The sequence below is a fragment of the Rhodoferax sp. genome (assembly GCF_028714215.1).
GTDB lineage: Bacteria > Pseudomonadota > Gammaproteobacteria > Burkholderiales > Burkholderiaceae_C > Rhodoferax.
This window is the reverse complement of the sequence record NZ_JAQTMS010000011.1, coordinates 13,132-35,462: the sequence shown is the minus strand read 5'-3', so window position 1 is coordinate 35,462 and position 22,331 is coordinate 13,132. Positions and strand designations below refer to the sequence as shown.

21 protein-coding genes are annotated in these 22,331 nt (G+C 61.2%); 10 read left to right on the top strand and 11 right to left on the bottom strand.

The genetic code is table 11. The features are described 5' to 3' along the window. Positions 1–11 precede the first annotated feature (11 nt). The 3 genes from speD (at position 12) to PHS32_RS07345 (ending at position 1,840) form a co-directional block, all read left to right on the top strand. The gene (gene speD, locus PHS32_RS07355; RefSeq protein ID WP_301078276.1) at positions 12–389 is read left to right on the top strand and encodes an adenosylmethionine decarboxylase; all 378 of its coding nucleotides are present in this window, start codon (positions 12–14) and stop codon (positions 387–389) included. 84 nt (positions 390–473) lie between these two features. Beyond that, positions 474–917 (top strand): thioesterase family protein, encoded by a 444-nt coding sequence (locus PHS32_RS07350; RefSeq protein ID WP_301078275.1) that lies wholly within the window; start codon positions 474–476, stop codon positions 915–917. After that, positions 917–1,840 carry a hypothetical protein gene (locus PHS32_RS07345; protein ID WP_301078274.1) on the top strand — a complete coding sequence of 308 codons (924 nt, stop codon included), beginning with the start codon at positions 917–919 and terminating at the stop codon, positions 1,838–1,840. Before PHS32_RS07350 ends, PHS32_RS07345 begins: the two co-directional genes overlap by 1 nt. Here PHS32_RS07345 and PHS32_RS07340 read toward each other — a convergent pair. Then, positions 1,815–2,030, bottom strand: a complete 216-nt coding sequence (locus PHS32_RS07340; RefSeq protein WP_301078350.1) for a hypothetical protein — start codon at positions 2,028–2,030, stop codon at positions 1,815–1,817. The two genes, PHS32_RS07345 and PHS32_RS07340, sit on opposite strands and share 26 nt — an antisense overlap. 135 nt (positions 2,031–2,165) lie before the next feature. On the opposite strand from PHS32_RS07340, the gene PHS32_RS07335 reads away from it, so the two are divergent. Next, positions 2,166–2,588 carry a LuxR C-terminal-related transcriptional regulator gene (locus tag PHS32_RS07335; RefSeq protein ID WP_301078273.1) on the top strand — a complete coding sequence of 141 codons (423 nt, stop codon included), beginning with the start codon at positions 2,166–2,168 and terminating at the stop codon, positions 2,586–2,588. 180 nt (positions 2,589–2,768) lie between these two features. Continuing rightward, positions 2,769–3,587, top strand: a complete 819-nt coding sequence (locus tag PHS32_RS07330) for a hypothetical protein (RefSeq protein ID WP_301078272.1) — start codon at positions 2,769–2,771, stop codon at positions 3,585–3,587. A 157-nt stretch (positions 3,588–3,744) separates the two neighbouring features. Here the strand turns inward: PHS32_RS07330 and PHS32_RS07325 are convergent, their stop codons facing one another. Further along, positions 3,745–5,331: an FAD-dependent oxidoreductase gene (locus PHS32_RS07325; RefSeq protein ID WP_301078271.1), complete on the bottom strand. Its 1,587-nt coding sequence runs from the start codon at positions 5,329–5,331 to the stop codon at positions 3,745–3,747. 340 nt (positions 5,332–5,671) lie between these two features. Here PHS32_RS07325 and PHS32_RS07320 point away from each other — a divergent pair, with 340 nt between their 5' ends. After that, positions 5,672–6,199 (top strand): YSC84-related protein, encoded by a 528-nt coding sequence (locus PHS32_RS07320; RefSeq protein WP_301078270.1) that lies wholly within the window; start codon positions 5,672–5,674, stop codon positions 6,197–6,199. Between the two features lie 466 nt (positions 6,200–6,665). Further along, a complete protein-coding gene (locus tag PHS32_RS07315; protein WP_301078269.1) occupies positions 6,666–7,097 on the top strand; it encodes a c-type cytochrome in 432 nt (143 codons plus the stop codon). A 448-nt stretch (positions 7,098–7,545) separates the two neighbouring features. Here PHS32_RS07315 and PHS32_RS07310 read toward each other — a convergent pair whose 3' ends face one another. The 6 genes from PHS32_RS07310 to PHS32_RS07285 form a co-directional block, all read right to left on the bottom strand. Beyond that, positions 7,546–9,078 carry a polyamine aminopropyltransferase gene (locus PHS32_RS07310; protein ID WP_301078268.1) on the bottom strand — a complete coding sequence of 511 codons (1,533 nt, stop codon included), beginning with the start codon at positions 9,076–9,078 and terminating at the stop codon, positions 7,546–7,548. Continuing rightward, the gene (locus PHS32_RS07305) at positions 9,078–9,296 is read right to left on the bottom strand and encodes a DUF350 domain-containing protein (protein WP_301078267.1); all 219 of its coding nucleotides are present in this window, start codon (positions 9,294–9,296) and stop codon (positions 9,078–9,080) included. The genes PHS32_RS07310 and PHS32_RS07305 overlap by 1 nt, the downstream gene beginning before the upstream one ends. Positions 9,297–9,345: 49 nt before the next feature. Beyond that, complete coding sequence (locus tag PHS32_RS07300) at positions 9,346–10,872, bottom strand: DUF4178 domain-containing protein (protein WP_301078266.1); 1,527 nt, start codon at positions 10,870–10,872, stop codon at positions 9,346–9,348. Positions 10,873–10,921: 49 nt separating this feature from the next. Further along, positions 10,922–11,953: an SPFH domain-containing protein gene (locus tag PHS32_RS07295; protein ID WP_301078265.1), complete on the bottom strand. Its 1,032-nt coding sequence runs from the start codon at positions 11,951–11,953 to the stop codon at positions 10,922–10,924. A gap of 82 nt (positions 11,954–12,035) precedes the next feature. Continuing rightward, on the bottom strand, positions 12,036–12,782 hold the full coding sequence (locus tag PHS32_RS07290) for a 16S rRNA (uracil(1498)-N(3))-methyltransferase (RefSeq protein ID WP_301078264.1): 747 nt from the start codon (positions 12,780–12,782) through the stop codon (positions 12,036–12,038). A gap of 15 nt (positions 12,783–12,797) precedes the next feature. Further along, positions 12,798–13,943: a phosphotransferase gene (locus PHS32_RS07285; RefSeq protein ID WP_301078263.1), complete on the bottom strand. Its 1,146-nt coding sequence runs from the start codon at positions 13,941–13,943 to the stop codon at positions 12,798–12,800. 78 nt (positions 13,944–14,021) lie between these two features. Here PHS32_RS07285 and PHS32_RS07280 point away from each other — a divergent pair, with 78 nt between their 5' ends. From PHS32_RS07280 to rsmA, 3 genes are read left to right on the top strand one after another with little or no spacing between them, the layout of a single operon-like run. Then, positions 14,022–16,427, top strand: coding sequence for an LPS-assembly protein LptD (locus tag PHS32_RS07280; protein WP_301078262.1), 2,406 nt, complete (start codon positions 14,022–14,024; stop codon positions 16,425–16,427). Positions 16,428–16,433: 6 nt separating this feature from the next. Next, a complete protein-coding gene (locus PHS32_RS07275) occupies positions 16,434–17,804 on the top strand; it encodes a peptidylprolyl isomerase (RefSeq protein ID WP_301078261.1) in 1,371 nt (456 codons plus the stop codon). Between the two features lie 22 nt (positions 17,805–17,826). After that, entirely contained in the window at positions 17,827–18,621 is a 795-nt protein-coding gene (gene rsmA / locus PHS32_RS07270) for a 16S rRNA (adenine(1518)-N(6)/adenine(1519)-N(6))-dimethyltransferase RsmA (protein WP_301078260.1), read from the top strand. Positions 18,622–18,949: 328 nt separating this feature from the next. Here the strand turns inward: rsmA and PHS32_RS07265 are convergent, their stop codons facing one another. The 3 genes from PHS32_RS07265 to PHS32_RS07255 all read right to left on the bottom strand — a co-directional run bounded on the left by PHS32_RS07265 (position 18,950) and on the right by PHS32_RS07255 (position 22,293). Next, positions 18,950–19,399 carry a barstar family protein gene (locus tag PHS32_RS07265; RefSeq protein ID WP_301078259.1) on the bottom strand — a complete coding sequence of 150 codons (450 nt, stop codon included), beginning with the start codon at positions 19,397–19,399 and terminating at the stop codon, positions 18,950–18,952. A 35-nt stretch (positions 19,400–19,434) separates the two neighbouring features. Further along, positions 19,435–19,827, bottom strand: a complete 393-nt coding sequence (locus PHS32_RS07260) for a ribonuclease (protein ID WP_301078346.1) — start codon at positions 19,825–19,827, stop codon at positions 19,435–19,437. A gap of 156 nt (positions 19,828–19,983) precedes the next feature. After that, a complete protein-coding gene (locus PHS32_RS07255; protein WP_301078258.1) occupies positions 19,984–22,293 on the bottom strand; it encodes an NADP-dependent malic enzyme in 2,310 nt (769 codons plus the stop codon). Between the last annotated feature and the right edge of the window lie 38 nt (positions 22,294–22,331).

The following is a 22,331-nucleotide window of genomic DNA, read 5'->3' as shown; positions in this document are numbered from 1 at the left end:
TAGTCTGATCCATGCAAGGACTGCACCTGACCGCCGATCTTCACCAATGCCGCTGCGACCCGCGCTGGTTGCTGGAGGCTGATCTGCTGGGCGAGTACTGCGTGCAAGCGGTACAGGCGGCCGGCTTGCAGGCGGTGGCCCAGCTGTTCCATGTATTTCCACCGACCGCCAGCGGAGCGTCCGGTGTGACGGCCACCGTGCTGCTGGCCGAATCGCACCTGTGCGTGCACACCTGGCCCGAGCAAGGCGCCGTGACGCTGGATGTCTACGTCTGCAATTTTGGTGGCGACCACAGTGCCAAGGCGCAGGCCCTGCTGGCGGCGCTGGAAGCCCGCTTCGAGCCCGGACACGTTGAGCGCAACCGCTTGCAGCGGGGCAGCCTGCGCTGAGTGGCGCCCTGCCGCAGCCGGCGGCCCGGCTGTCAATGGCCGGTTCATTTGCCTAGAATGGGCGGCGTACTTCAAGGAGGCCTGATGTCTGACGCGCTGCTTACCTATCGGGGGACCATTTACCCCTGGCACTGCGATCATGTCGGCCACATGAATGTCATGTGGTACGTCGGCAAGTTCGACGAAGCGACCTGGCAGTTCTTCAACCTGCTGAGCCTGACGCCCACTTTTCTGCGCACGCAGCAGCGCGGCATGGCGGCCGTCGATCAGCACATTTCCTACCTGCAGGAGCTGCACGCCGGTGACGTCGTGGCGGTGCGCAGCGCGCTGATCGAGGTGAAGGAAAAGAGCATTCGCTTCGTGCACGAGATGAGCAACGAGGAAAGCCATGAAATCGTGGCCCGGACGACCCTCAAGGCAGTCCACATGGACACCCAGCTGCGCAAGTCCTGTGCCTTCCCGAGCTTCGTCGCGACGCGGGCGGCAACCCTGTTTGGCGGGGGTGTTCCGGCGCAGGAGAGCCGTTGATGAACACGCGTCTTCAAACCTTTGTGGCGGCACCGGGTGCGCTGCGCTATATGGTGCAGGCGTTTCGCCCTTCGGCAGGCTGGAACACCAGCGCAGGTGTTCCGGACCTGGAACTGGTCTGGCAGGGTTTTCATATCGATCAAGAGACGGCGCTGTCGCTGCAGCGCGGCGCCGGCACCGGGCAGCCATTGGCAGCGGACTGCATCGCCTTGCTGGCACCGCATGTTCTTGGTTTTCGGCTGTCGATGGTGATGCTGACACACCCAGGTTGGCCGCTGCCGATCTGGCGTGCGCTTCAGGTCAGAAATCGCCTGCAACTGCATCGCCCGCTGGAAATTGGCGAACCCTTCACGCTCAGCGTCGCGGCCGCTGGCTGGCGCGTGCTGGAGAAGGGCCTGGAAATCGATCTGCGTTCGCGCTTGCTGCAAGGCGACCAGTGCGCCTGGGAAAGCGTCGTCACCTTCTACTACCGCGGACGCTTCGGGGCAGCGGCAAGTTCCGGTGTTGCGCTCGGAGCCGCGCCCGATTCTCCGCTGATCGACGACGCTGCTTCGAAGCCGGTGCAGTGGCGCACCGAGCTTGGCAACCGCTGGCACTTTGGCGCCCTTACTGGCGACTACAACGGCTTGCACCAGTGGAACTGGTACGCACGCCGCTTCGGCTTCCCGGCCGCTTTTGCGCACCCGCAGCGGATCGCGGCACAGTGCCTGGCCCGGCTGCCGGCGCCAGACGCCGGCCCGCTGCAACTGGACCTCTGGATCAAGGGCCCGGTCTTCTACGGCAGTGAGGTGACCTTGCGCCAGTCTTTGCGCCCGGCCCCTGCGGGGCGTGACTTTGCGCTGACGATGATGGGCGAGAACAGATCCGCGCTGCTTGGCAGTCTGCGCACCCAAGCTCTCACACCGCGTAGTGACCCAGCGTGAACGCTTCTTCAAACACCGAGTAGCCGGCCCAGTCGCTGTGGGCGAAACTCAGGCGCTCGTGGCTGATCGCCGGGCGCTCCGATCTTTCTGACGGCCGGTGCGCGATTGATGAAAGATGCAGAGGCAGTTGACCTGAAGCGCGGGGCGTCGGGATGGCCATCGCGTGGCCGTAGCGGCTGATTACGCGCATACGACAGGGACCGAGATTTCTCGGCAGCCCCTTCGAACGAGGATAGTAGGAGTGGGTTTGACTCCTTGCCTCGTCAGAACCTGATGCCATACTCCCGTAACCTAGTCGAGTAAATACATTTACCAGGAGCAGGCCATGTTTACGCCACGTGAGAACTCCGTTCTTGTGGAACTGACGAAAGGATATACCAATAAGGAAATTGGTAAGAACCTCGGCATCAGCCCTTTCACAGTCAGGCAGCATCTACAGAGGATTGGGGCAAAGCTCGGTCATTCCAGCCGGCTGTTGATTGCGCTGGATTTCGTAAAACGGGCCAAATGTCAAGTCCTACATCCGTCGGATGGCAACCTTACGGCAAGCACATCAGCATCGACTTCGCCAGAGCAACTGGGATCGAGGACACCGAAACTGCGTGAACTGTCCGCACAGGATATTCAACGGATTTCTGGTGGAAACGGCTTTTTTGCGGGCAACGATGGCCCGGTGCTGGAAACTGCCTGGGTGCTTTTTTCAAATCAACTTTTGGGAGTTTTTCATGAGAGAACTGAATACGTCTGAAGTCGCCGAAGTGGCTGGTGGTCGCTGCTTCATTAATGTTGGAGGACTTGAGTGCGACAGTGGAGTGGTTGCTGTGCTGGACGGTGGCGTAGCTTGGTTTTACACAGCCAGCGATGGTGGATGGGCTACTACCGACTACACCGGCGGAATGGCGTCCGGCAGCTTTGAGTCATTCAACAGTTGTATTTAATTAACGCGAAGCCGATGGGGTATCGAAATTTCAATATCCCATCGCTCTCAAACCTCGTGAAACTATTCTCGATCCTGGCCGCGTTACTGATCTCCAATGTAGTGGCCGGCGCAGATTTTTCGGTTATGCGCTGGAGAAATATTGTTGTGTTCTCGGGAAAGTTGACGAAGGAGTCGGTTGCTGAAATCTTGGTCGAGTTGAAACGCGATTCAACGGAAAAACTGGTCATCAACTCCTCGGGTGGCAATGCCGCTGCCGCCATGCAACTGGGGCGAGCGATTCGAGAACTTTCGCTGAACATTGAAGTGCAAGGTTTGTGTACAAGCTCTTGCGCCAACTATGTATTTCCCGCCGGCAATCGCAAGCGAGTCGCCGAGGGAGGGCTGGTGACCTGGCATGGTGGCGCGCTGCAAAGCGACTTCCGCCAGCTAGTCGAGAAATACCGCCTGATCACTGGGTTGCCGAACAATGAGCTGACGGCCGAGCAAAAAGCCTGGCTTAAAGCAAACGCGGTCACCAGTCAACTATTGCTCTCTGCTCAGCAGGAGCAAACCGAGTTTTTCAATGCAATTGGGCTGGACGAACGCATCACGCGCTTGGGTCAGGAGCCTGTCGATTTGGGTCCGAGTTGGACAGTGACTGCGGACACGATGAAGGCATTTGGGATTCTCAACGTCGAATTGCCGCCGGACTACGACACGTCCGATTACGTCAAACGTTGGAGTCGTCAACGAGGATTGACCGAGAGGGTCGTCCTCTTGCGTGTCGATCCCAAGACGGGCGAGGTGAGTGTGGTGGGCGCTCCTTGACCCCGCCATCGTCGATCAGGGTTGCCCTAGTGCGTCGGGTGTGCTCCGAACGAGGTCTCTCCTCACTCTGCATGACGCATGCCGCGCTTTGCACACGAAGCACGCCAAGGAGCGCCTCGCGACATCAAGTCACCAATGACGATGGTCAATTGATGCGCTAAACAGCCCAGTGACCCAGCGTGAACGCTTCTTCAAACACCGAGTAGCCGGCCCAGTCGCTGTGGGCGAAACTCAGGCGCTCGTGGCTGATCGCCGGGCGCTCCGATTTTTCGGGCTGCCGGTGCGCGATTGACGAAAGGTGCAGAGGCAGTTGACCTGAAGCGCGGGGCGTCGGGATGGCCATCGCGTGGCCGTAGCGGCTGATCTCGATGCGGCTGGTCTTGCGCGCCAGATCGGGGTGCGCCACCGAGAGCTCGGCCAGGATGTCGTCGCGCCAGGTGGCCCAGGTTTTTTGCAGCAGCAGGCGCCGCCCCTCGGGCAAACCGCCCAGGGCGCGGTAATAGCTGAGCACGGTGGCGCCGGGTACAGCTTGCAGGCTTTGGTGCATGGCGTCGACGTAGCCCAGGCCCGGCGCGCCGTACAGCACGTTGTCCCAACTGGGGGCGGCGCCCGGGCGGTCGTGCAAGGCGGCATCGATGTGGATATTGGCCACCAGCCAGGGTGCATAGCGGGTTTCGGCGGCGGCCTGGCGCAAAAAATCGGGCGCATCCGGAATCACGCGCGCCGCGACGAAGATCGGCAGTGCCACGATGGCGCGCTGCGCCTGCCAGCGCTCCAGCGTCAGTGTGGCGGTGTTGAAGGCGTCGACCTCGACGCCGTGTTTGACGCTGGCAATGCGCACTACCACCCGAGCGCCGTGCAGGCGCTCCTGCAAGGGCTCTGCCAGGCGCCGCGTCAGCCAGGCGTTGCCCTCGGGCCAGGTCAGCACGCTGTCACGTTCCTGCGTCTCCATGCCGGGAACGTTGAAGCCATGGCGACTGGCAAAGTAGTGGATGCCGGCCCAGGCCGAAACAGTGGCGATGCCGGCGCCGTAGTCGTCGCGGCAGCAATAGTCCAGGTACCAGCGCAGGTGCCGGTCATCGAGGCCTTGCCGGTCCAGATAGGCTGCGAAAGTGACGGCTGCCAGTGCCCGTTGCAGCGGCGCCAGGGGCCTGTGGGACAGCGGGATGGTCCAGTGCGCGGCCTTGCGTGCCTGCTCCACCAGGATCGATAATTTTTGGTACTGCGCCAGTGTTTCGGAGCCTACCTCTTGCAACGGCAGCAAGCCGTCCTGCCAGCCACCGTTGAAAAACAGCCGCTCCTGCGGGCTGTGGCACAGGTGGCGCTCGTCGTATTGCCAGCGCCCGGCGACGCGTTGGCGCAGGCCCAGCTCTTCCAGCAAATCCTGCACCTCGGGCGCCGCGTCGCTGGGCAGCGGCAGGTAATGCGCGGCCAGCGGGCAGGCAATGCCATTCACCGCGGCGCCCCGGCTGTTGCCGCCGGCCGTGTCTTCGAGTTCCAGCAGGGCAAAGTCGTCGATGCCTTTGAGGCGCAAGGCACGCGCCGCCGCCAGCCCGGCGACGCCACCACCGGCGATCAGCACATGGGTCTTGCGCAGCGCCGAGGGCGTCGGCCAAAGCCGGTTGTCACTCACCAGGTGGCCGCGCTGCGGGTTGACACCGACGAAGCCGCCAGTGATGTTTTCCGATTTGGCGCAGCCCAGCATGGGCAAGGCAGAGGCGGCGATGAAGTGGCGGCGTTTCATGGCGACGCGGTTGCGCGATCGATCAGGGCAGTGAAGTAATCACCAGGCATAGGGGGTATTGTGATCAATCCAGGGTCCCTTTTTATACCTGAGGCTATGACTTGGGCTGACGGCCACGGCTAAACGACGCCGACGGCGGTGGGGCGGATGCCGGGCGCTCCGCGTCCTGCGGACTTTTTATGTCGCGCCCAGCATCCGCCCCACCCCCGTCTTGGTTGGCTGCTTGCTCCGGTCAGGGCAGGGGCAGTGCGGCCGAAGTTGCGAAATCGCAAGCTCGCTGCAAACAGGTTTCAGCACAATCAAAATCCGTAAACCACCAGCAGACGGAAAGGCAGCTCTTATGCGTACCTGTATTGCCATCATGGCCCTCGTTTTTGCCGCGGCCGCGTCAGCCGCCTCGAAGCAGGAGATCGACGCGGAAGTGCGCGAGACGCTTACCCAGTTTCAAAAGCAGACCAGCGCCGGCCACGAGCTGTCGCAAAAGGCGGCCGGCATGCTGGTCTTTCCCAAAGTCATCAAGGCCGGTTTCGGCGTCGGTGGTGAGTTTGGTGAAGGCGCTTTGCTGATCCACGGCAAGACCGTGGCTTATTACAACATCGCCGCCGCTTCCATCGGATTCCAGGTGGGCGCCCAGGCACGCAGCGAAATCGTGCTCTTCATGAATGACAACGCGCTCGGGAATTTCCGAAATAGCAAGGGCTGGAAGGCCGGTGTCGACGGGAGCGTGGCGTTGGCCACTCTCGGCGCGGGCGGCTCCATCGACACTGAAACGGCGCAAAAACCCATCATCGGTTTCATCTTCTCGAACCAGGGACTGATGTACAACCTGACGTTCGAGGGATCGAAGATCAGCAAGATAGCCAAGTGACGCGCGAACCGCGCCACCTGTGTCTCACTAACGATGCCGATGCCGGCGCCGACGCCGACTTAGATGGGGCAACTGCCGGGCGCTGCGCGTCCTGCGGACTTTTTAATGTCGCGCCCAACATCCGGCCCATACCCGTCTTGTTTGGTTGCTGGCTCCTGTCAGGGGGATCACTGGTTCGAAGAGTCAGGATTCGGTTGCTTCGACTAAGGGTTTAGCCGCCATCAGTTGCGATGCCCCGCTGGATGCGAGAGGGAAGTAGAAAGAGATATTCGCCGAGCGCGAGGGCGAACTCCAGAACCTGTGTTCGGATGCCGGCTGTCCCCTAAAGCAGAGCTTTGTTTGAGAAATATCAATCGTCCATAGTCCTCAACTTCTAGACTGAAATCAGCTTATTGGGTTTCATGCGGGCATTTTTCGATGTGCTGTGTCGGACCCGCTTTTGTTCGGTCAAACACTCAGGAGGTAGATGATGAAGTACTCACATGCAACGAAAGTGGCAGCGTCTTTGGTTGCGCTAGCGATCTGTAGCGGAGCGGCATTCGCGCAAAAGGGGAAATTTGATTCTGGCAAGGACGAATACGATTCGAATTGCGCCGTCTGCCATGGCTCCGACGCCAAGGGAAAAGGCCCCTACATTGAGTTTCTACGACTCGCTCCAACCGACTTGACGACGCTGGCAAAGCGCAATGGCGGCGTCTTGCCAGTCAACCGGCTATACGAAACGATTGAGGGTGCCAATGTTCCCGCCCATGGCTCCCGCGATATGCCTATTTGGGGCGGTGCATACCGTGCGGAGGCGCGCGAGTTCCTTGTCGGTCCCAACCAGAATCGCGAGGGATATGTGCGTTCGCGCATTCTCACGCTTATTGACTACCTCAATAGAGTGCAGGTGCGCTGAACGCACTTGCAGTATCGGACAGCTCAAGCGCGAGCGAGTCACCTGTCTGGTGTGGTTGGTGCGGCATGTTGTGAGGCCGATGTTACCGGCGGCTTCACGCCGCACCTGAGCCAGCCAGCGGACAGAACTGAACCCGTTGGCGAACGCCCACTTGGGCTTGCACGGCGCATCTGACGAATGACGGGTCCGTCCTGCCGCTACGAGCGGCAAAGAGCACATTGGGTGAATTGACATTCCGGAAAGCAGCCACCGGGGGATACCCGGCTTCGCTTCAAATCCGCAGCTGCCCTGACTGGGCTTTGCGCGGGTCAAAACGACTGACAAGCCTGTTTCAACGTGCCATGGCGCGGGCACTTCTTCGCTTAGAACACGCGGCCAAATAGGGCTGTTGGCTCCCCTGCTCCGCCCGGCGGGGCGGGAGAGGGGCGGGGAGTGTGAGTGGGGAAAATCAATGCCCCACCTTCCCCCACTCCGCCTCGTAAGTTGTTACCAGCACCTGATTGGACAAGCGGTTCACCTCCGTTGGAACACGCGCCATGTCGAGCGGAAAATCAAACAACAGCGGCAGGCTTTGCAGGCTCAGAAAGCGCAGGCCTTCCGGCAGGCTGGTGGGCAGCCGGTAGGGGCGGCGGCTGGCCACCACGTAGCCCCATTCGCCGAAGCTGGGCACATGCGCGTGGTAGGGCGTGGCCGTGAGTCCGACCGACTCGATGGTGCTGACCACGGTCCAGAAACTCTTGCGTGCCACCAGCGGCGAGGTGGTTTGAATGACGGCATAGCCGCTGGCCGCCAGATGCCGATCCAGCAAGGCGTAGAACGAGTTGGTGTAGAGCTTGCCGATGTTGAAATTGGTGGGGTCGGGGAAGTCGACGATGATCACGTCAAAGGTCTCGCTGCCGCTCTCCAGCCAGCTGAAGGCATCGGCGTTGATGACCTTGACCTTGGGCGACTTCAAGGCGCCGCCGTTGAGCTGGGCCAGCACCGGTTGCTGCGAGAACAGGTCCGTCATGGCCGGGTCCAGATCGACCAAGGTGATGTCGTGGACACCGGGGTATTTGAGAATCTCGCGCACTGCCATGCCGTCGCCGCCGCCCAGCACCGCCACTTTTTTCGGCGCGCCGTGCGCCGCCAGCACCGGGTGCACCAGCGCCTCGTGGTAGCGGTACTCGTCGCGCTGGGCAAACTGCAGGTTGCCGTTCAGGAACAGGCGGTAGCCGGCGCCGCCACCGTGGGTCACCACGATGCGCTGGTAGGGCGAGGTGACGGCAAACACCACGTGGTCCTGGTACAAGCGGTCTTCGGCCCAGCTGGTGATGTGCCCGGCGCCGGCCATGCCGCCCGACAGGACCGCCAGGGTGACCAGGCAGGCCAGTGCATGGGCGCGCATCTGTCGCAGTTCATGGCGAAACAGCCATAGCGCCCACAAGGCCACGGCCGCGTTCATCAGTCCGAACAGCAAGCCGGTGCGGATCAGGCCCAACTGGGGTACCAGCAGCAGCGGGAAAGCGAGCGACACCGCCAGGGCGCCCAGGTAGTCGAAGGTCAGCACCTGCGATACCAGGTCTTTCAGTGCCACGTTGCGCTTGAGGATGCGCATGACCAGCGGAATCTCCAGCCCCACCAGCATGCCCACCAGCAACACCAGGACGTACAGCACCAGGCGAAAAGCGTTGGGCAAGGTCGCATTCGCTATGAATAGCAGCGCCGGCAAAGTGCCGCCGACCAGCGCCACCAGCAACTCTATGCGCAAAAAATGAGCCGGCAGTTGGCGCTCGAAGTAGCGCGACAGCCAGGACCCCACCCCCATGGCAAACAGATAGGTGCCGATGACGGTGGAGAACTGCAGCACCGAGTCGCCCAGCAGGTAGGAGGCCAGCGCGCCGGCCGCCAGTTCATAAACCAGGCCGCAGGCCGAGACAATGAAAACCGACGCCAGCAGGGCGACTTCAACCGGACGTGGGCCCGGCCGTGGCGCGCTCATCAGTGAATGGCGGCCGCGATGATGATGCAAATGCCCAGCGACATGGCGGCCACCACCAGCGCCAGCGCCCGGTTCTGCTTCTCGATGATTTCGTTCCACAAGTGGTACGGCGTGAGCTTGTCGATGATCACAAAACAAAGCCAGAAAATCAGCACGCCCATCAGCGCAAAGACGAGAGAGCCCAGGATGGCCCCCGGTTTAATCCATTCCATACCCATGCTTATCTCCTTCAAAAAGGTTGAGTTCGTCGGATCGACATCGGCCGTGTCATTTGTGCCCGCCGCCACTGGAAAAACCGCCGAACGAGCCGCCGGAACTGCGCGCGCTGCTGGCGCTGCAATTTTCCAGGTTCGGGTCGCAGCTGGAGCAGCGGCTCAGCAATAACAGGAACAGCAACAGGAGCAGCACCAGCACGATCACGGTGCCAACGCCGACCGCTTTGGCGGCACTGCCGGGACCCGCATCGCTGCGTCTGAGCAGGTCTTTCTTGTCTTCCAGCTTGAAGGCTTTGGCGACCGCGTCGCTGTCGATTTGACCGCCTACCGACCAGGTTACTTCATTGGCCGACTGCTCCATGTTCAGCAGGCTTTTGCCGCTGACAAAATCACGGTTGGAAGTTTTCTGCCCGCGTCCGACCTGCCAGTAAAACTCGCCGGCCACGTAGTTGGTCTCGGCGGCGTAGCTTTCCTTGAGCTGGTAGCGGCTGCCCAGGTAGCTCGCGCTCTGGCCGTTGTCGCTCAGCACCGGTGCGCCGGTGCAGGGTTGCACGACGCTCCAGCCCTCGCTTGAATCGACCAAAAAAATAAAGCCGCGCGTGGCGTTGTAGAGCAGGTATTCTTCCCAGCCGAATTGCTCGTCGGGCTCGCTCGGATCGCTGCCCATGCGGTGCTGAAATCCCACCACCTGCCACAGCACCCCTTGCATGGGACCCTGGCTGCCGAGCGGGATCAGGGGCACCACCGGCTCGTCCTGGATCGCGTGCTTGAGTTCCGAGCCGATGCCTTGCGAGAGGTCGATGATGCTGTTGCAGGAGGCGCAGGTCATGCTCTGGCTGCTGGCCAGTTGTACCGTCAATTGCGCGCCGCAATTGGGGCAGTTGAATTGGCGGCCGATCTCGTTTTTGACCGATGGATCGCGCAGGCCGCTCAGTTTCAGGTCGTCCAGCAAAACCGACTGACCGATCGATACGGCAGGCGGCTGGCTGCCGTAATCGATGCTGAGCACTTCAGCCGCGGCGCGCCCGATCGCCCCGTTGCCCTGACTGCGCAGCTCGACCATGGCGAACGCTTGGCCCAGCGCCGGCAGGCGTGGCAATTCACCTTGCGCCGACAGCAGGGCCACCTGGTTATTGGAGGCGACGCTGTACGGCTTGCCGTTGATCGCCGTGCTGGCGCCGACCCGGAACTGTTCGGCCGCCGGCAGCTCGCGTTGCGTTGGCACCGGCATGCCAAAGACGTAGGCGCCGTTGTCTTCGCTCAGATAGGCGCTGGCCCCGTCCTCCAGCACGGCATGCCATTCGGTCCAGGTGCCTTCTGCGTATTTGTATTGCAAGCGGCCCACCAGCGTAAAGGCCTTGCCCTTCCATTGGCCCGAAGCCTGTAGTTGCAGCGGGCTGTGTTCGTCGAACAGCTCGGCCATCTTGCCCAGGCGCGACAGCGTCTCGCCACTGCGCAGCACCGTGCTCTGGCAATAAGCGCAGACCGCGTGGGTCGACTGCGCGCTGCGAAATTCAACCGGCGCGCCGCAGCCCGGGCAGGGTGCCCGGTAGCTGCGTTGCGGAGATTGGGTAGCCATTGGCCAGGGGTTGTCATGGCGGGCTTGGCCCGCCATCCAGAGCTTGAGGTCAGACCAGCTTCTTGAGCAACTCCGCCTTCTTGGCGTCGAACTCTTCCTGCGTCAGGATGCCCTTGCTTTTGAGGTCGCCCAGTTTTTCCAGCGTCGCCATCACGTCCTCGGCTTTCACGCCGGCAGCGGCTGGTCCGGCCGGTGCACCGCCCTGTAAACCGGCCGCGAGATTTTGCGCCAGTACCTGGCCCAGGGCGACACCGGCACCCAGCCCCATGGCGTCGCCGGCAATGCCACCGCCACCGGAGCCGGCACCTTCGGCAAATTTGGGGATCGCCTGCGCCGTCTGGTACTGCATGAACTTGGCCATGTCGTTGCCGACCATGCCCATGCCGATTTTCTGGTCCAGGACCTTCTGCAGATCTTCCGGCAGCGAGAGGTTCTGCACCGTCATGCCTTCGAGCTGCAGACCGAGCTTGGCGAACTCCGGCGCCAGTTGCGTGGTCAACGCCTGGGCGAACATCAACTGATTGGCGGCCAGATCCAGAAACGGGATGCCGCTGCTGGCGATCGCATTGCTGATGTTTTGCAGTACCAGGCCACGCAACTGGCCGTCCAGGTCGGTGACGCCATAACGCTCGCGCGTGCCCGAAATTTCCGTGTAAAACAGTTTAGGGTCAGCGATGCGGAAGCTGTAATTGCCAAAAGCGCGCAAGCGCACGGCGCCAAAGTCCTTGTCGCGGATGGTGATCGGCTGCGGCGTGCCCCATTTCTGGTCGATCTGCTGGCGCGTACTGAAAAAATAGACATCGCTTTTGAACGGCGACTCGAACAGTTTGTCCCAGTTCTTCAGGTAGGTCAGCACCGGCAGGGTCTGCGTCGTGAGCTTGTAGATGCCGGGGCCGAACTGGTCGGCAATCTTGCCCTCGTTGACAAACAGCGCCATCTGCGACTCACGCACGGTCAGCGAAGCGCCGTTCTGGATTTCCATGTCGGCCATCGGGAAGCGCCAAGCCAGGGTACCGTCCGCGTCTTCGGTCCAGGTAATGATGTCAATGAACTGTTTCTTGATGAAGTCCATCAGTCCCATGTGCAGCTCCGGTTGGTGAGAACGAATCGGGATGATACCCGGCGCGGACACCGCCCGCTACGTCAAAGAGGGGCCGGCGCGGCTACACCAGCAGCGCCGCCAGGGCGCACAAGGCGGCGGTCTCGGCGCGCAGTACGCGGGGGCCCAGCGTGACGGGAACAAAACCGCGGGCCAGTGCCGCGTCTTCCTCGGCGCCGCTCAGACCGCCTTCCGGGCCGGACAAAAAGGTGATGGCAGCGCCGGGCTGATCGAAGGCGGCGACGGCATCGCGCAAGCCGCGCGTGCCGGGGCGCAGGGACAGCAGCAGGGGCTGACTTTTTTGACTGGCCGGCCAGGCCTTGGTCCAGCTGGCAAAACTGGCGACCTCATGAATCAGCGGTACCCGGTTGCCACCGCATTGTTCGCAGGCTGCAACCGCCACGCTTTGCCAGTGCGCCACTTTTTTCTCGGCGCGCTCCCCGGAGAGCCGCAGCACGCTGCGTTCGGTCATCAGGGGCTGGATACTGGCGACGCCCAGCTCGCTGGCTTTTTCCACCAGCCAGTCCATGCGCTCGTTGGCCGGCATGCCCAGGGCCAGATGCACGGCGCGGGCGGCTTCGCGTTGCACCGGGTGGTGCTCGCCGACTTGCACCTGAACCTCGCTGCGGCCCATGCGTGTGACGCTGGCTCTGAACTCGCCGGCGCTGCCGGTCCCGTCAGGCGCGCCGTTGAACAGCGTGATGCTGTCCCCGGGTTGCAGGCGCAGCACTTGCACGTGGCGGGCAGCGCTGGCCGGCAGTTCCAGCAGCTCACCAGTGACGAGGGGGGTGGGGCAGTAAAAGCGGGGCATGGAACGCAGTGGCGCTCAAACTCTGCCAAAGGCGTAGCCGTCGATAGACTCGATGCCCTCGACCCGTTCGATCAGGCGCAGCAGTGGTTTGAGTTCGCGGTAGCGCGCGCAGGTGGCGCGCAGGTAGTTGATGAAACGCGGCGTGTCCGCCAGGTATTGGGGTTTGCCGTCGCGCAGCGTGAGGCGGGCAAAGATGCCCGCCACTTTCAGGTGGCGTTGCAGGCCCATCCATTCCACGGCACGGTAGAAAGCACCAAAATCACCGCCCACCGGCAAGCCGGCCTGGCGCGCCTTTTCCCAGTAACGGATGGTGATGTCCAGGCAAAAGTCTTCTTCCCAGCTCAGGAAGGCATCGCGCATCAGGCTGGCAATGTCGTAGGTGATGGGGCCGTATACGGCGTCCTGAAAGTCCAATACGCCAATCCGGGCAACCTGCGGCTTCGTCGCCTCGGACGTCGGCCGGTCCGGCGCAGCACCTGAGGTGGCCAGTGTTGGGGCAACATCGAGCATCAGGTTTCGGGGCATGAAGTCACCATGCACGTAGACACTGGGCCAGCTCAGGTTGTCAGTGATGATGCGTTGGAACGTCTCGTCCAACACGCGACGGATGTCGCCCTCGACCGCCACGCCGCGGTGCCGGGCCAGATACCAGTCCGGGAATAACTCCATTTCGCGGCGCAGCAGCGCTTCGTCGTAAGGCGGCAATACGCCGGGGCTGGAAGCGCTTTGCCAGGCAATCAGGGCGTCGACCGCCTGCAGGTAATAGTCCTGGTTGGCGCGGGGATTGTCACGGTCCATGCCTTGCAGCATGGTTTGCCGGCCCAGGTCCGTGAGCAGCATGAAGCCTTTGGCCTGGTCCCATGCCAGTACCTGCGGCACGTTCAGTTGCGCGGCATGCATCAGTTGGGCGACCTTGGCAAAGGGTCGGCAGTCTTCCAGTTCGGGCGGCGCGTCCATGATGATGCGGCTGCCGTGCGGCGAATCGATGCGGAAATAGCGCCGAAAACTGGCGTCCACGGAAGCACTGCGCAGCGAGTCGATCAGCAGGCCATGGCTGGGTATCAGCCCGCTCAGCCAGGCGTTGAAATCGGCTTGGCGTTGCGCATCCGACCAGGTCGGTTGGCGGCTCATGGGGGATTCGGGTGATGGGGCGTTGCTCATGGATAATCCATTCTACAAACCCGAACTCCGCACGTTCGCCTTCAACCCGCTTCCAAGATCGATACCTCCGCCGACTCCATGCGCATTTTGCTGCACGACCTGAAAAATTGGGCGTCCCAACCGCCATTTTTTCGCTGCCCGGTCGCCCTGCTGGCCTGGGCTGCGCTGCAGGGAGCCCCGCTTTGGGCGCAAATGGCGCCGGATGAGGCCCCGTTGGTCCTGAGCAGCAGCCCCTCGTTGGGGGACACGATTGATCCCGCTTCGCGCAAGGCCTTGCCGACCTTTGTCTATGGCCAGCGTTTGTTCGGGCACCCGGATCGGGAAACCGTGCTGGAAGGCAACGCCATGCTGCGCCGGGGCGACATGGTGATCAAGGCGGACCGGCTGGAGTATGACCAACCGAGCGACCGCGCCAAAGCCAGTGGCCAGGTGCGCATCAACCGGGCCGGCAACGTGTACGAAGGTCCTCTGCTGGAGCTCAAGCTGGACGCTTTTGAGGGCTTCTTCAACCAGCCCCGCTATTATTTTTTGAAGAACGACGCCAACGGCGAGGCCGACCGGGTCGACTTTATCGATGAACAAAAATCTGTCATCCACAATGCCAGCCTGACCAGTTGCCGGCGTCTGCCCGGACCGAGCTGGATGCCGGACTGGATTTTGCGTGCCGCCACCATCCACCTCGACAACGAGCAGGACGTGGGCACCGCTGAAGGGGCCGTGCTGAGCTTCAAGGGACTGCCTTTGCTGCCCATTCCCTACCTCAGCTTCCCCCTCAGCGACAAACGCAAGTCAGGCGTCATGCCGCCTACCCTGGGGCTGGACAATGTCAATGGGGCGATGCTGGCAGTTCCGTATTACTGGAACATTGCACCGAACCTGGACGCCACCTTCACCCCTACGCTGATGAGCAAGCGGGGCGTCAACCTGGGCAGCGAGTTTCGCTATCTGGAGCCTGATTACGCGGGCCAGTTGCGTCTGGACTTGATGCCGCGGGATCAGCTGCGCGACGGCAACCGCTGGGGCCTGAGCTATGGCCATCAAACCTCGGTCAAGAACAACAGTCTGGCAAATCTTGTGGCGGATGGCGGCATGGCCTTCAACCTGAACCTGAACCGGGTCAGCGACGACAATTATTGGCGCGACTTTGCCGGGACTTCCATGTCCTTGACACAACGCCTTTTGTCCAACGACGCCTCGCTGTCGTGGAACAAGGGCGATTTTTCGAACAGCGTGCGGATGGTCAAATGGCAGACGCTGCAGGACCTGACGGCGCCCATCACCCCGCCCTACGACCGCTTGCCGCAACTGGCAACACGCTATGCCAGAACCAATGTCAATGGCTTCGACTATTCGGTGGAGGCCGATTACACCCGTTTTCAGGCCGACAGTGCCTTGACGCTGCAGCCCAACGCGCAGCGGACCTTTTCGCTGTTGCAGATTAGCCGGCCCTGGCTTGGCGCTGCCGGCTTCATCACGCCGAAACTGCAACTGCATACCGCCAACTACCTGTTCGACACGCCGCTGAGCAACGCCGCCACCTCGGCCAGCAACGTGGTGCCGACCTTCAGCCTGGACAGTGGTTTGGTGTTTGAACGCGACACCAGCTATTTCGGCACCAATTTTCGCCAGACGCTGGAGCCGCGGGCTTTTTATGTCAACACACCGTACCGCAATCAGAGCCTGCTGCCCAATTACGACTCGGCTCTGAAGGACTTCAATTTTGCGACCATCTACACGGAGAACGCCTTTGTCGGCAACGACCGCATTTCTGACAGCAACCTGCTGACGTTAGGGGTCGCTACCCGTCTCCTGAATCCCCACAGCGGCGCTGAAGCAGCGCGTTTTGGCGTGGCCCAGCGCTTGCGCTTCAAGGACCAGAACGTTACTTTGTTGCCGACCGACACCCCGGTAGTCGACCGGCTAAGCGATGTGTTGCTGGGTGCGTCTGTCAATTGGGATCCGAAATGGTCTTTCGACTCGACCGTCCAGTTCAACCCGAAAACGGAGCAATCGACGCTCGCCACCCTAGGCGCACGCTACAGCCCCGGCAACTACCGGGTGGTAACGGGAACCTACCGTTATCAGCGCGATGTCAGCGAGCAGATTGACCTCGGTTGGCAGTGGCCGGTGAATGACCTGTGGGGTGACCGGGGGCAGAATCTGGGGCCGGGCCGCGGCCAGGGCGAGGGACGCTGGTATAGCGTGGGACGCCTCAACTACAGCCTCGATGAGCGCAAGCTGGTGAATGCGGTCCTCGGTTTTGAGTACGATGCGGGTTGTTGGCTGGGTCGTGCGGTGCTGGAAAAATTGCAAACCAGTACCTCAACGGCCAGTCAGCGAATCAGTTTCCAGCTTGAGTTTGTCGGCTTTGCACGCTTGGGTGTGGGCGCCAACCCTTTAACAACCTTGAAAGACAATATCCCAAGTTATCAGTATCTGCGGGAGCAAAAAAGCGCTCCCAGCCGTTTCAGCAATTACGAATAATCCATCATGACCCATCGTTTTGTCGCCCTGACCGTGGCCAGTTTCTTATCCCTTGTCGCCAGCTGGCCGTCACTGGCCCAGGGTTTGCGGCCGTCCTCCGGCGCTGCTCTCACGGCACCTGTTGTCCGGCCGCAGCCCGAGGCTCAAGCGCCGGCCGATTACATCGTGGCGGTGGTCAATTCGGAACCCATCACGAACAGCGAGGTGCAGCGCGAGGTGCAACGCGTGACACAGCAATTGGCCCAGCAACGCAGGCCCCTGCCGGATCGCAAGGAACTGGCGCGGCAGATGCTGGAGAGTCTCGTCAACCAAAAGGTACAACTGCAACTGGCCAATGAGTCCGGCATTCGGGTGGATGAGGTGTCGGTCGATCAGGCCGTGCAAAACATAGCGCGTCAAAACCAGATGGAGGTGGCGGAGTTGCAGCGCCGTCTGGCCAGCGAGGGCATGGTGCTCAGCCAGTTTCGCAGCCAACTGCGCGAGCAACTGATGTTGACGCGCTTGCGCGAGCGCGAGGTGGAGCCACGGGTGCGGATTTCCGACCTGGAAGTCGATCAATACCTGCGGGATCAGCAGAACAACACCGATCCCGCGGCGATGGAATTCAACCTGGCACAGATATTGGTGAGCGTACCGGATGGGGCCACGGCCGAGCAGGTCAGTGCCTTGCAGGCCAAGGCGCAGAAAGCGCTGACGCGGGCGCGTGCCGGCGAAGATTTTGCAGTTCTGGTGCGTGAATTTTCGGACGCCTCGGACCGGGCCAACGGCGGGCAACTGGGCCTGCGCAGCGCCAACCGTTATCCGCCCCTGTTCCTGGAGGCGACCCAATCCCTTGCGGTTGGCGGGATCTCCGCTCTGGTCCGATCCGGCGCTGGTTTTCACATACTTAAAGTGCTGGAGAAGAGGAATCCGGGAATGCCTGCGATGAGCGTGACGCAGAGTCATGTGCGGCATATTTTGTTGCGTGTCAGTCCGCAACTCAGCGAGGCCGCGGCGCGCGACAAGCTGAGTGAATTCAAGCGGCGCATTGTCGCCGGCCAGGCTGATTTTGCAGTGCTGGCGCGCGAGAACTCGCAGGACGGCAGTGCCGCGCAAGGGGGCGACCTGGGCTGGGCCAATCCGGGCATGTTTGTACCGGAATTCGAGGAGGTCATGAACCGCCTGGCGCCGACTCAGATCAGCGACCCGTTGGTGTCGCGCTTTGGCCTCCATTTGATTCAGTTGATGGAGCGTCGTGAAGCGACTTTAAGCCAGCGCGAGCAGCGCGAGGCGGTACGCGCCATGCTGCGCGAAAAGAAGCTTGATGAGAGTTACGCCACCTGGGCGCAGGATTTGCGTGGCCGTGCCTACGTCGAGCTGCGCGAGCCGCCGCAATAGATATGGCCCCCATGCTCTTCGCATGAAACATATTCCGCGTAAACGCTTCGGTCAGCATTTTTTGGCCGACGCCGGCATTGTGGCGGCGATTGTGGAGGCGATCGGGCCGAGGGCGGGGCAGTTGATGGTCGAAATCGGGCCTGGCCTGGCGGCGTTGACGCAACCGCTGGTGGAACGCCTGGGTCACCTCACCGTGATCGAGTTGGACCGCGATCTGGCGGCGCGTTTGCGCGCGCACCCGCAGCTCGCGGTGCTTGAGGCCGATGTACTGAAAGTTGACTTTGCCCAGCTGGCGCGTTCGTTGGCAGCGACGGGTTCTGTCTTGGGCGGTACCAAGTTGAGGGTGGTCGGTAACCTGCCCTACAACATCTCGACCCCGATCCTGTTTCATTTGCTGGATTTCGTTGACGTCATCGAAGACCAGCATTTCATGCTGCAAAAGGAAATGGTCAACCGCATGGTGGCGTCGCCGGCAACCTCGGACTATGGCCGCTTGAGCGTCATGTTGCAGTGGCGTTACGCCATGGAAATGGTGCTTTTTGTGCCGCCTGCCAGTTTTGACCCGCCGCCTCGGGTGGACAGTGCGGTGGTGCGCATGGTGCCGCGCGAACATCCGGCGCTGCTGGACGCGAAGCTATTGAGCGAAATCGTGCGGGTGGCTTTCAGTCAACGCCGCAAGTTGTTGCGTCACACGCTGGGCAAGTGGTTGCAGGAGCGGGCCTGCGACGTTGCGTTTGACGTGCAACGCCGGGCCGAAGAAGTGCCGGTGGCCGAATATCTGGCCTTGGCGCAACAGGTTCAAAGCGCCGCCCCGTAGGCACCGCGCGGCGGCGGAAAAAGAAAAGCCCACTCTTTCGAGGGGCTTTCTTTATCCGGGTCTCAGCCGGCTGCGGGTTGCGCTGGTTTGTTTCGTGTCGCTACGGCCTGTGCGCGAGCTTGCGGACTTTAGGCCGCCGTCAACCAATATCCGGCATTGAAAGGGCTGCTCATGCGCAGCGCCAGGGGCGATATGTCCTACAACTTGTCAGTCGGCATTTTTTCACCGGCTTCGGTAGTCAGGTCAATGCCGGACACTGTGTGACTGCCGGTTTCAATGCTTTTTGCCTCGTTCGCCCGTTCTGCTTGGCTGGTGTGTGCAGAACGGGCTACAGAAAAGAATAGAAACATCGGAACGGTATTTTTCGATCGCCCCAATAATCGGCCGCGTCCCGGAAGATATCGAGCAGCTGCTCGCGCGCTTCCTTGTCGAATTTGGCATTGGCCGGGATATGTTCCAGCACCACAATAAAACCAGGCTGCGGCCCGGATTTGTGCAGCGGGTCCGTCATGCTGTCGTAGAGTGCGTCGAAATTCTTCCCGACATGGACCGACAGCATGAATTGTTGACCGATCAGGTCCAGCACATCCTGCTTGGTCTGGGCGTTGGCCAGATTGGCGTACAGGAAATGTTGACCCAGCGATTGGGCCGCATCCTGCAACTCCTGCACCCGAAAAGCGCGGATCGATTGAACGATGTTGGGCCGCACGCCGCGCAACGGCAAGTCTGTTGCCGCATGCTGCGATGCTGGCGTTTCTAGAGTAAGTGACATATTCATTTCCGCTTCACTTTTCAAAATGACAAAAACCAAACTCAGGGCACGATCCTGCGGAAGCTCGCATAGTGATCGTCTGTGTAATAGCAGGCGTCCGGCATTCGGACCTGCCCCCCGCATACAATGCGCCGCACTCCGCGTGCGCGTGAACCCGGTGTTGCGACGGTGTATTCGCGGTAGTAGCCGCGTTTCTGGACGGGTAGCAAGCGCTCACGGTTTCCAAACACGACCCCGTCCTTTTCATGCGCGAACGGGCCACCTTGGCGAATCAGCTCATAGGTTTGCGCGCCTGGTCTGGGTAACTCGGCGAGCGATACCGTGGCCGAAGTGCTGGTCAGGGCGGACCCGTGGGCCGGCAAAATACCGGTGGCAAAAACGGCCGCAAGCGCAAAGCCAGTGAGTACTAACTTGAAGCTTGTTGGACGCCACATGAAAACTGAAATTCCCACAACACCTCGGGTTAACCCCGAAATTTCAAGCCCGTAGTGTCGCGCATTTGGCCGAAAAATGCAAGTGATTGCCTAATAAATAGGCAGCCAAAAAAGGGGATTCCGTTTATTAGTTGGCGCTAACTTGTGACCTGAGAGCTAGCGGGTCGCATTTGCATCGGCAACAGTCAGTGCGGTCATGTTGACGATTCGGCGCACCGTGGCGCTGGCTGTCAAAATATGCACCGGTTGGGCCGCGCCCAGCAGGACCGGGCCCACGGCAATGTTGCCGCCGGCGGCGGTCTTGAGCAGGTTGTAGGCGATATTGGCCGCGTCAATATTGGGCAGCACCAGCAGGTTGGCGTCTCCGGTCAGCGTGCTGTTGGGCATCAGGGCAGCACGCGCTTTGCCATCCAACGCGACGTCGCCATGCATTTCCCCGTCCACTGCCAACCAGGGGGCTTGGAGGCGCAGTAACTCCAGGGTACGACGCATTTTGAGCGCGCTAGGCTGATCGCTGCTGCCGAAGTTGGAATGGGATAGCAGGGCAGCTTTAGGCCGAATGCCGAAACGCATCATTTCTTCGGCTGCCATGGTGGTGATCTCAGCCAATTGCTCGGCACTGGGGTCGTAGTTGACGTGTGTATCAACGATAAAGAGTTGCCGTTCCGGCAGCAGCACGCAATTCATGCAGGCATAGGTGTGGACGCCGGCACGCTTGCCAATCACCTGGTCCAGGTAATGCAGGTGAATGGCAGTTGTGCCCCAAGTCCCGCAAATCATGCCGTCGACATCGCCCTTGTGCAGCAACATGGCGCCAATCAAGGTCAGGCGCCGGCGCATTTCAATCTTGGCGACCTGTGCCGTCATTCCCTTGCGTTCGGTCATGCGGTGGTAGGTTTGCCAGAAATCCCGGTAACGATGGTCTTGCTCCACATTCACCACGTCGTAGTCGTCATCCTGGCTCAGGCGCAGGCCAAATTTTTCTATGCGTTCGGCGATGACCAGCGGGCGACCGATCAGCGTCGGCCGGGCCAGCCCCTCGTCCACCACAATTTGGGCGGCGCGCAAGACGCGCTCTTCCTCGCCCTCGGCATACGCCACGCGCTTTTTAAGTGCCACTTTGGCGGCGGCAAAAATGGGCTTCATCACGGTGCCCGAGGCGTAGACAAAACTTTGCAGCTTCTCGCGGTAGGCGTTCATGTCCTGGATCGGACGCACCGCGACACCGCTGTCGGCCGCCGCTTGCGCCACGGCCGGCGCAATTTTCATCATCAAGCGCGGATCAAAGGGTTTCGGGATCAGGTACTCCGGCCCGAAGGCGAGTTGTTCGCCGGCATAGGCCGCCGCCACCACTTCGCTTTGCTCGGCTTGCGCCAGTTCGGCAATGGCATGCACTGCCGCGATCTCCATCTCGACCGTGATGGTGGACGCGCCGGCATCCAGCGCGCCGCGAAAGATGTACGGGAAACACAGTACGTTGTTCACCTGGTTGGGATAGTCCGAGCGACCGGTGGCGATGATTGCATCGCTGCGCACGGCTTTCACTTCTTCCGGCGTTATTTCGGGTGTTGGGTTGGCCAGGGCGAAGATCAGCGGCTTGGCCGCCATTTTCTTCACCATATCGGGCTTGAGCACGCCACCGGCCGATAAGCCCAGGAATACGTCGGCGTCTTCTATGATTTCACCCAAGGTGCGGGCCGACGTCTTCTGCGCAAAACCGATCTTGTCCTCGTCCATCAGCTCGGTGCGGCCTTCATAGACCACGCCCGCCAGATCGGTCACATAAATGTTCTTGCGCGGGATGCCCAGTTTGACCAGCAGGCCCAGGCAGGCCAATGCCGCCGCGCCGGCGCCGGAAGTCACGAGTTTGATGTTCTTGGGGTCTTTGCCGACGACTTTGAGGCCGTTCAGAATGGCCGCGCCAACGCAGATGGCGGTGCCATGCTGGTCGTCGTGGAACACCGGGATCTTCATGCGCTCGCGCAACTTGCGTTCGACATAGAAGCAATCGGGTGCCTTGATATCTTCCAGGTTAATGCCGCCAAAGGTGGGCTCCAGTGACGCGATGATGTCCACCAGCTTGTCGAGATCGTGCTTTTCATTGATCTCGATGTCAAACACGTCAATGCCGGCGAATTTCTTGAACAACACGCCTTTGCCTTCCATCACCGGTTTGGCCGCCAGCGGGCCAATGTCACCGAGGCCCAGCACGGCCGTACCGTTGGTGATGACGGCGACCAGATTGCCGCGGCTGGTGTACTTGAAGGCGTTATTGGGGTCTTTGACGATTTCCTCGCACGGTGCCGCCACCCCGGGCGAATAGGCCAACCCCAGATCATGCTGATTGACCAGCTGCTTGGTGGCGGCAATGCTGATTTTTCCGGCCGTTGGGAACTCGTGGTATTCAAGCGCGGCGCGGCGCAGGATGGCGCGTTTGTCTTCGGCGTTGACCGGGGTCTGGGGCATTTTCTTCTCCTGCTGCAATCAGTATGACCGAACGGCCA

Excerpts from the sequence above, each read along its gene's own strand:
- PHS32_RS07260 (WP_301078346.1), bottom strand. The coding sequence starts at position 19,827 with ATGTGGCGTCCAACAAGCTTCAAGTTAGTACTCACTGGCTTTGCGCTT.
- PHS32_RS07265 (WP_301078259.1), bottom strand. The coding sequence starts at position 19,399 with ATGAATATGTCACTTACTCTAGAAACGCCAGCATCGCAGCATGCGGCA.
- PHS32_RS07300 (WP_301078266.1), bottom strand. The coding sequence starts at position 10,872 with ATGGCTACCCAATCTCCGCAACGCAGCTACCGGGCACCCTGCCCGGGC.
- PHS32_RS07275 (WP_301078261.1), top strand. The coding sequence starts at position 16,434 with ATGACCCATCGTTTTGTCGCCCTGACCGTGGCCAGTTTCTTATCCCTT.
- PHS32_RS07305 (WP_301078267.1), bottom strand. The coding sequence starts at position 9,296 with ATGGGTATGGAATGGATTAAACCGGGGGCCATCCTGGGCTCTCTCGTC.
- PHS32_RS07255 (WP_301078258.1), bottom strand. The coding sequence starts at position 22,293 with ATGCCCCAGACCCCGGTCAACGCCGAAGACAAACGCGCCATCCTGCGC.
- speD (WP_301078276.1), top strand. The coding sequence starts at position 12 with ATGCAAGGACTGCACCTGACCGCCGATCTTCACCAATGCCGCTGCGAC.
- rsmA (WP_301078260.1), top strand. The coding sequence starts at position 17,827 with ATGAAACATATTCCGCGTAAACGCTTCGGTCAGCATTTTTTGGCCGAC.
- PHS32_RS07345 (WP_301078274.1), top strand. The coding sequence starts at position 917 with ATGAACACGCGTCTTCAAACCTTTGTGGCGGCACCGGGTGCGCTGCGC.
- PHS32_RS07325 (WP_301078271.1), bottom strand. The coding sequence starts at position 5,331 with ATGAAACGCCGCCACTTCATCGCCGCCTCTGCCTTGCCCATGCTGGGC.
- PHS32_RS07350 (WP_301078275.1), top strand. The coding sequence starts at position 474 with ATGTCTGACGCGCTGCTTACCTATCGGGGGACCATTTACCCCTGGCAC.
- PHS32_RS07280 (WP_301078262.1), top strand. The coding sequence starts at position 14,022 with ATGCGCATTTTGCTGCACGACCTGAAAAATTGGGCGTCCCAACCGCCA.
- PHS32_RS07285 (WP_301078263.1), bottom strand. The coding sequence starts at position 13,943 with ATGAGCAACGCCCCATCACCCGAATCCCCCATGAGCCGCCAACCGACC.
- PHS32_RS07320 (WP_301078270.1), top strand. The coding sequence starts at position 5,672 with ATGCGTACCTGTATTGCCATCATGGCCCTCGTTTTTGCCGCGGCCGCG.
- PHS32_RS07310 (WP_301078268.1), bottom strand. The coding sequence starts at position 9,078 with ATGAGCGCGCCACGGCCGGGCCCACGTCCGGTTGAAGTCGCCCTGCTG.
- PHS32_RS07335 (WP_301078273.1), top strand. The coding sequence starts at position 2,166 with ATGTTTACGCCACGTGAGAACTCCGTTCTTGTGGAACTGACGAAAGGA.
- PHS32_RS07315 (WP_301078269.1), top strand. The coding sequence starts at position 6,666 with ATGATGAAGTACTCACATGCAACGAAAGTGGCAGCGTCTTTGGTTGCG.
- PHS32_RS07340 (WP_301078350.1), bottom strand. The coding sequence starts at position 2,030 with ATGCGCGTAATCAGCCGCTACGGCCACGCGATGGCCATCCCGACGCCC.
- PHS32_RS07290 (WP_301078264.1), bottom strand. The coding sequence starts at position 12,782 with ATGCCCCGCTTTTACTGCCCCACCCCCCTCGTCACTGGTGAGCTGCTG.
- PHS32_RS07295 (WP_301078265.1), bottom strand. The coding sequence starts at position 11,953 with ATGGGACTGATGGACTTCATCAAGAAACAGTTCATTGACATCATTACC.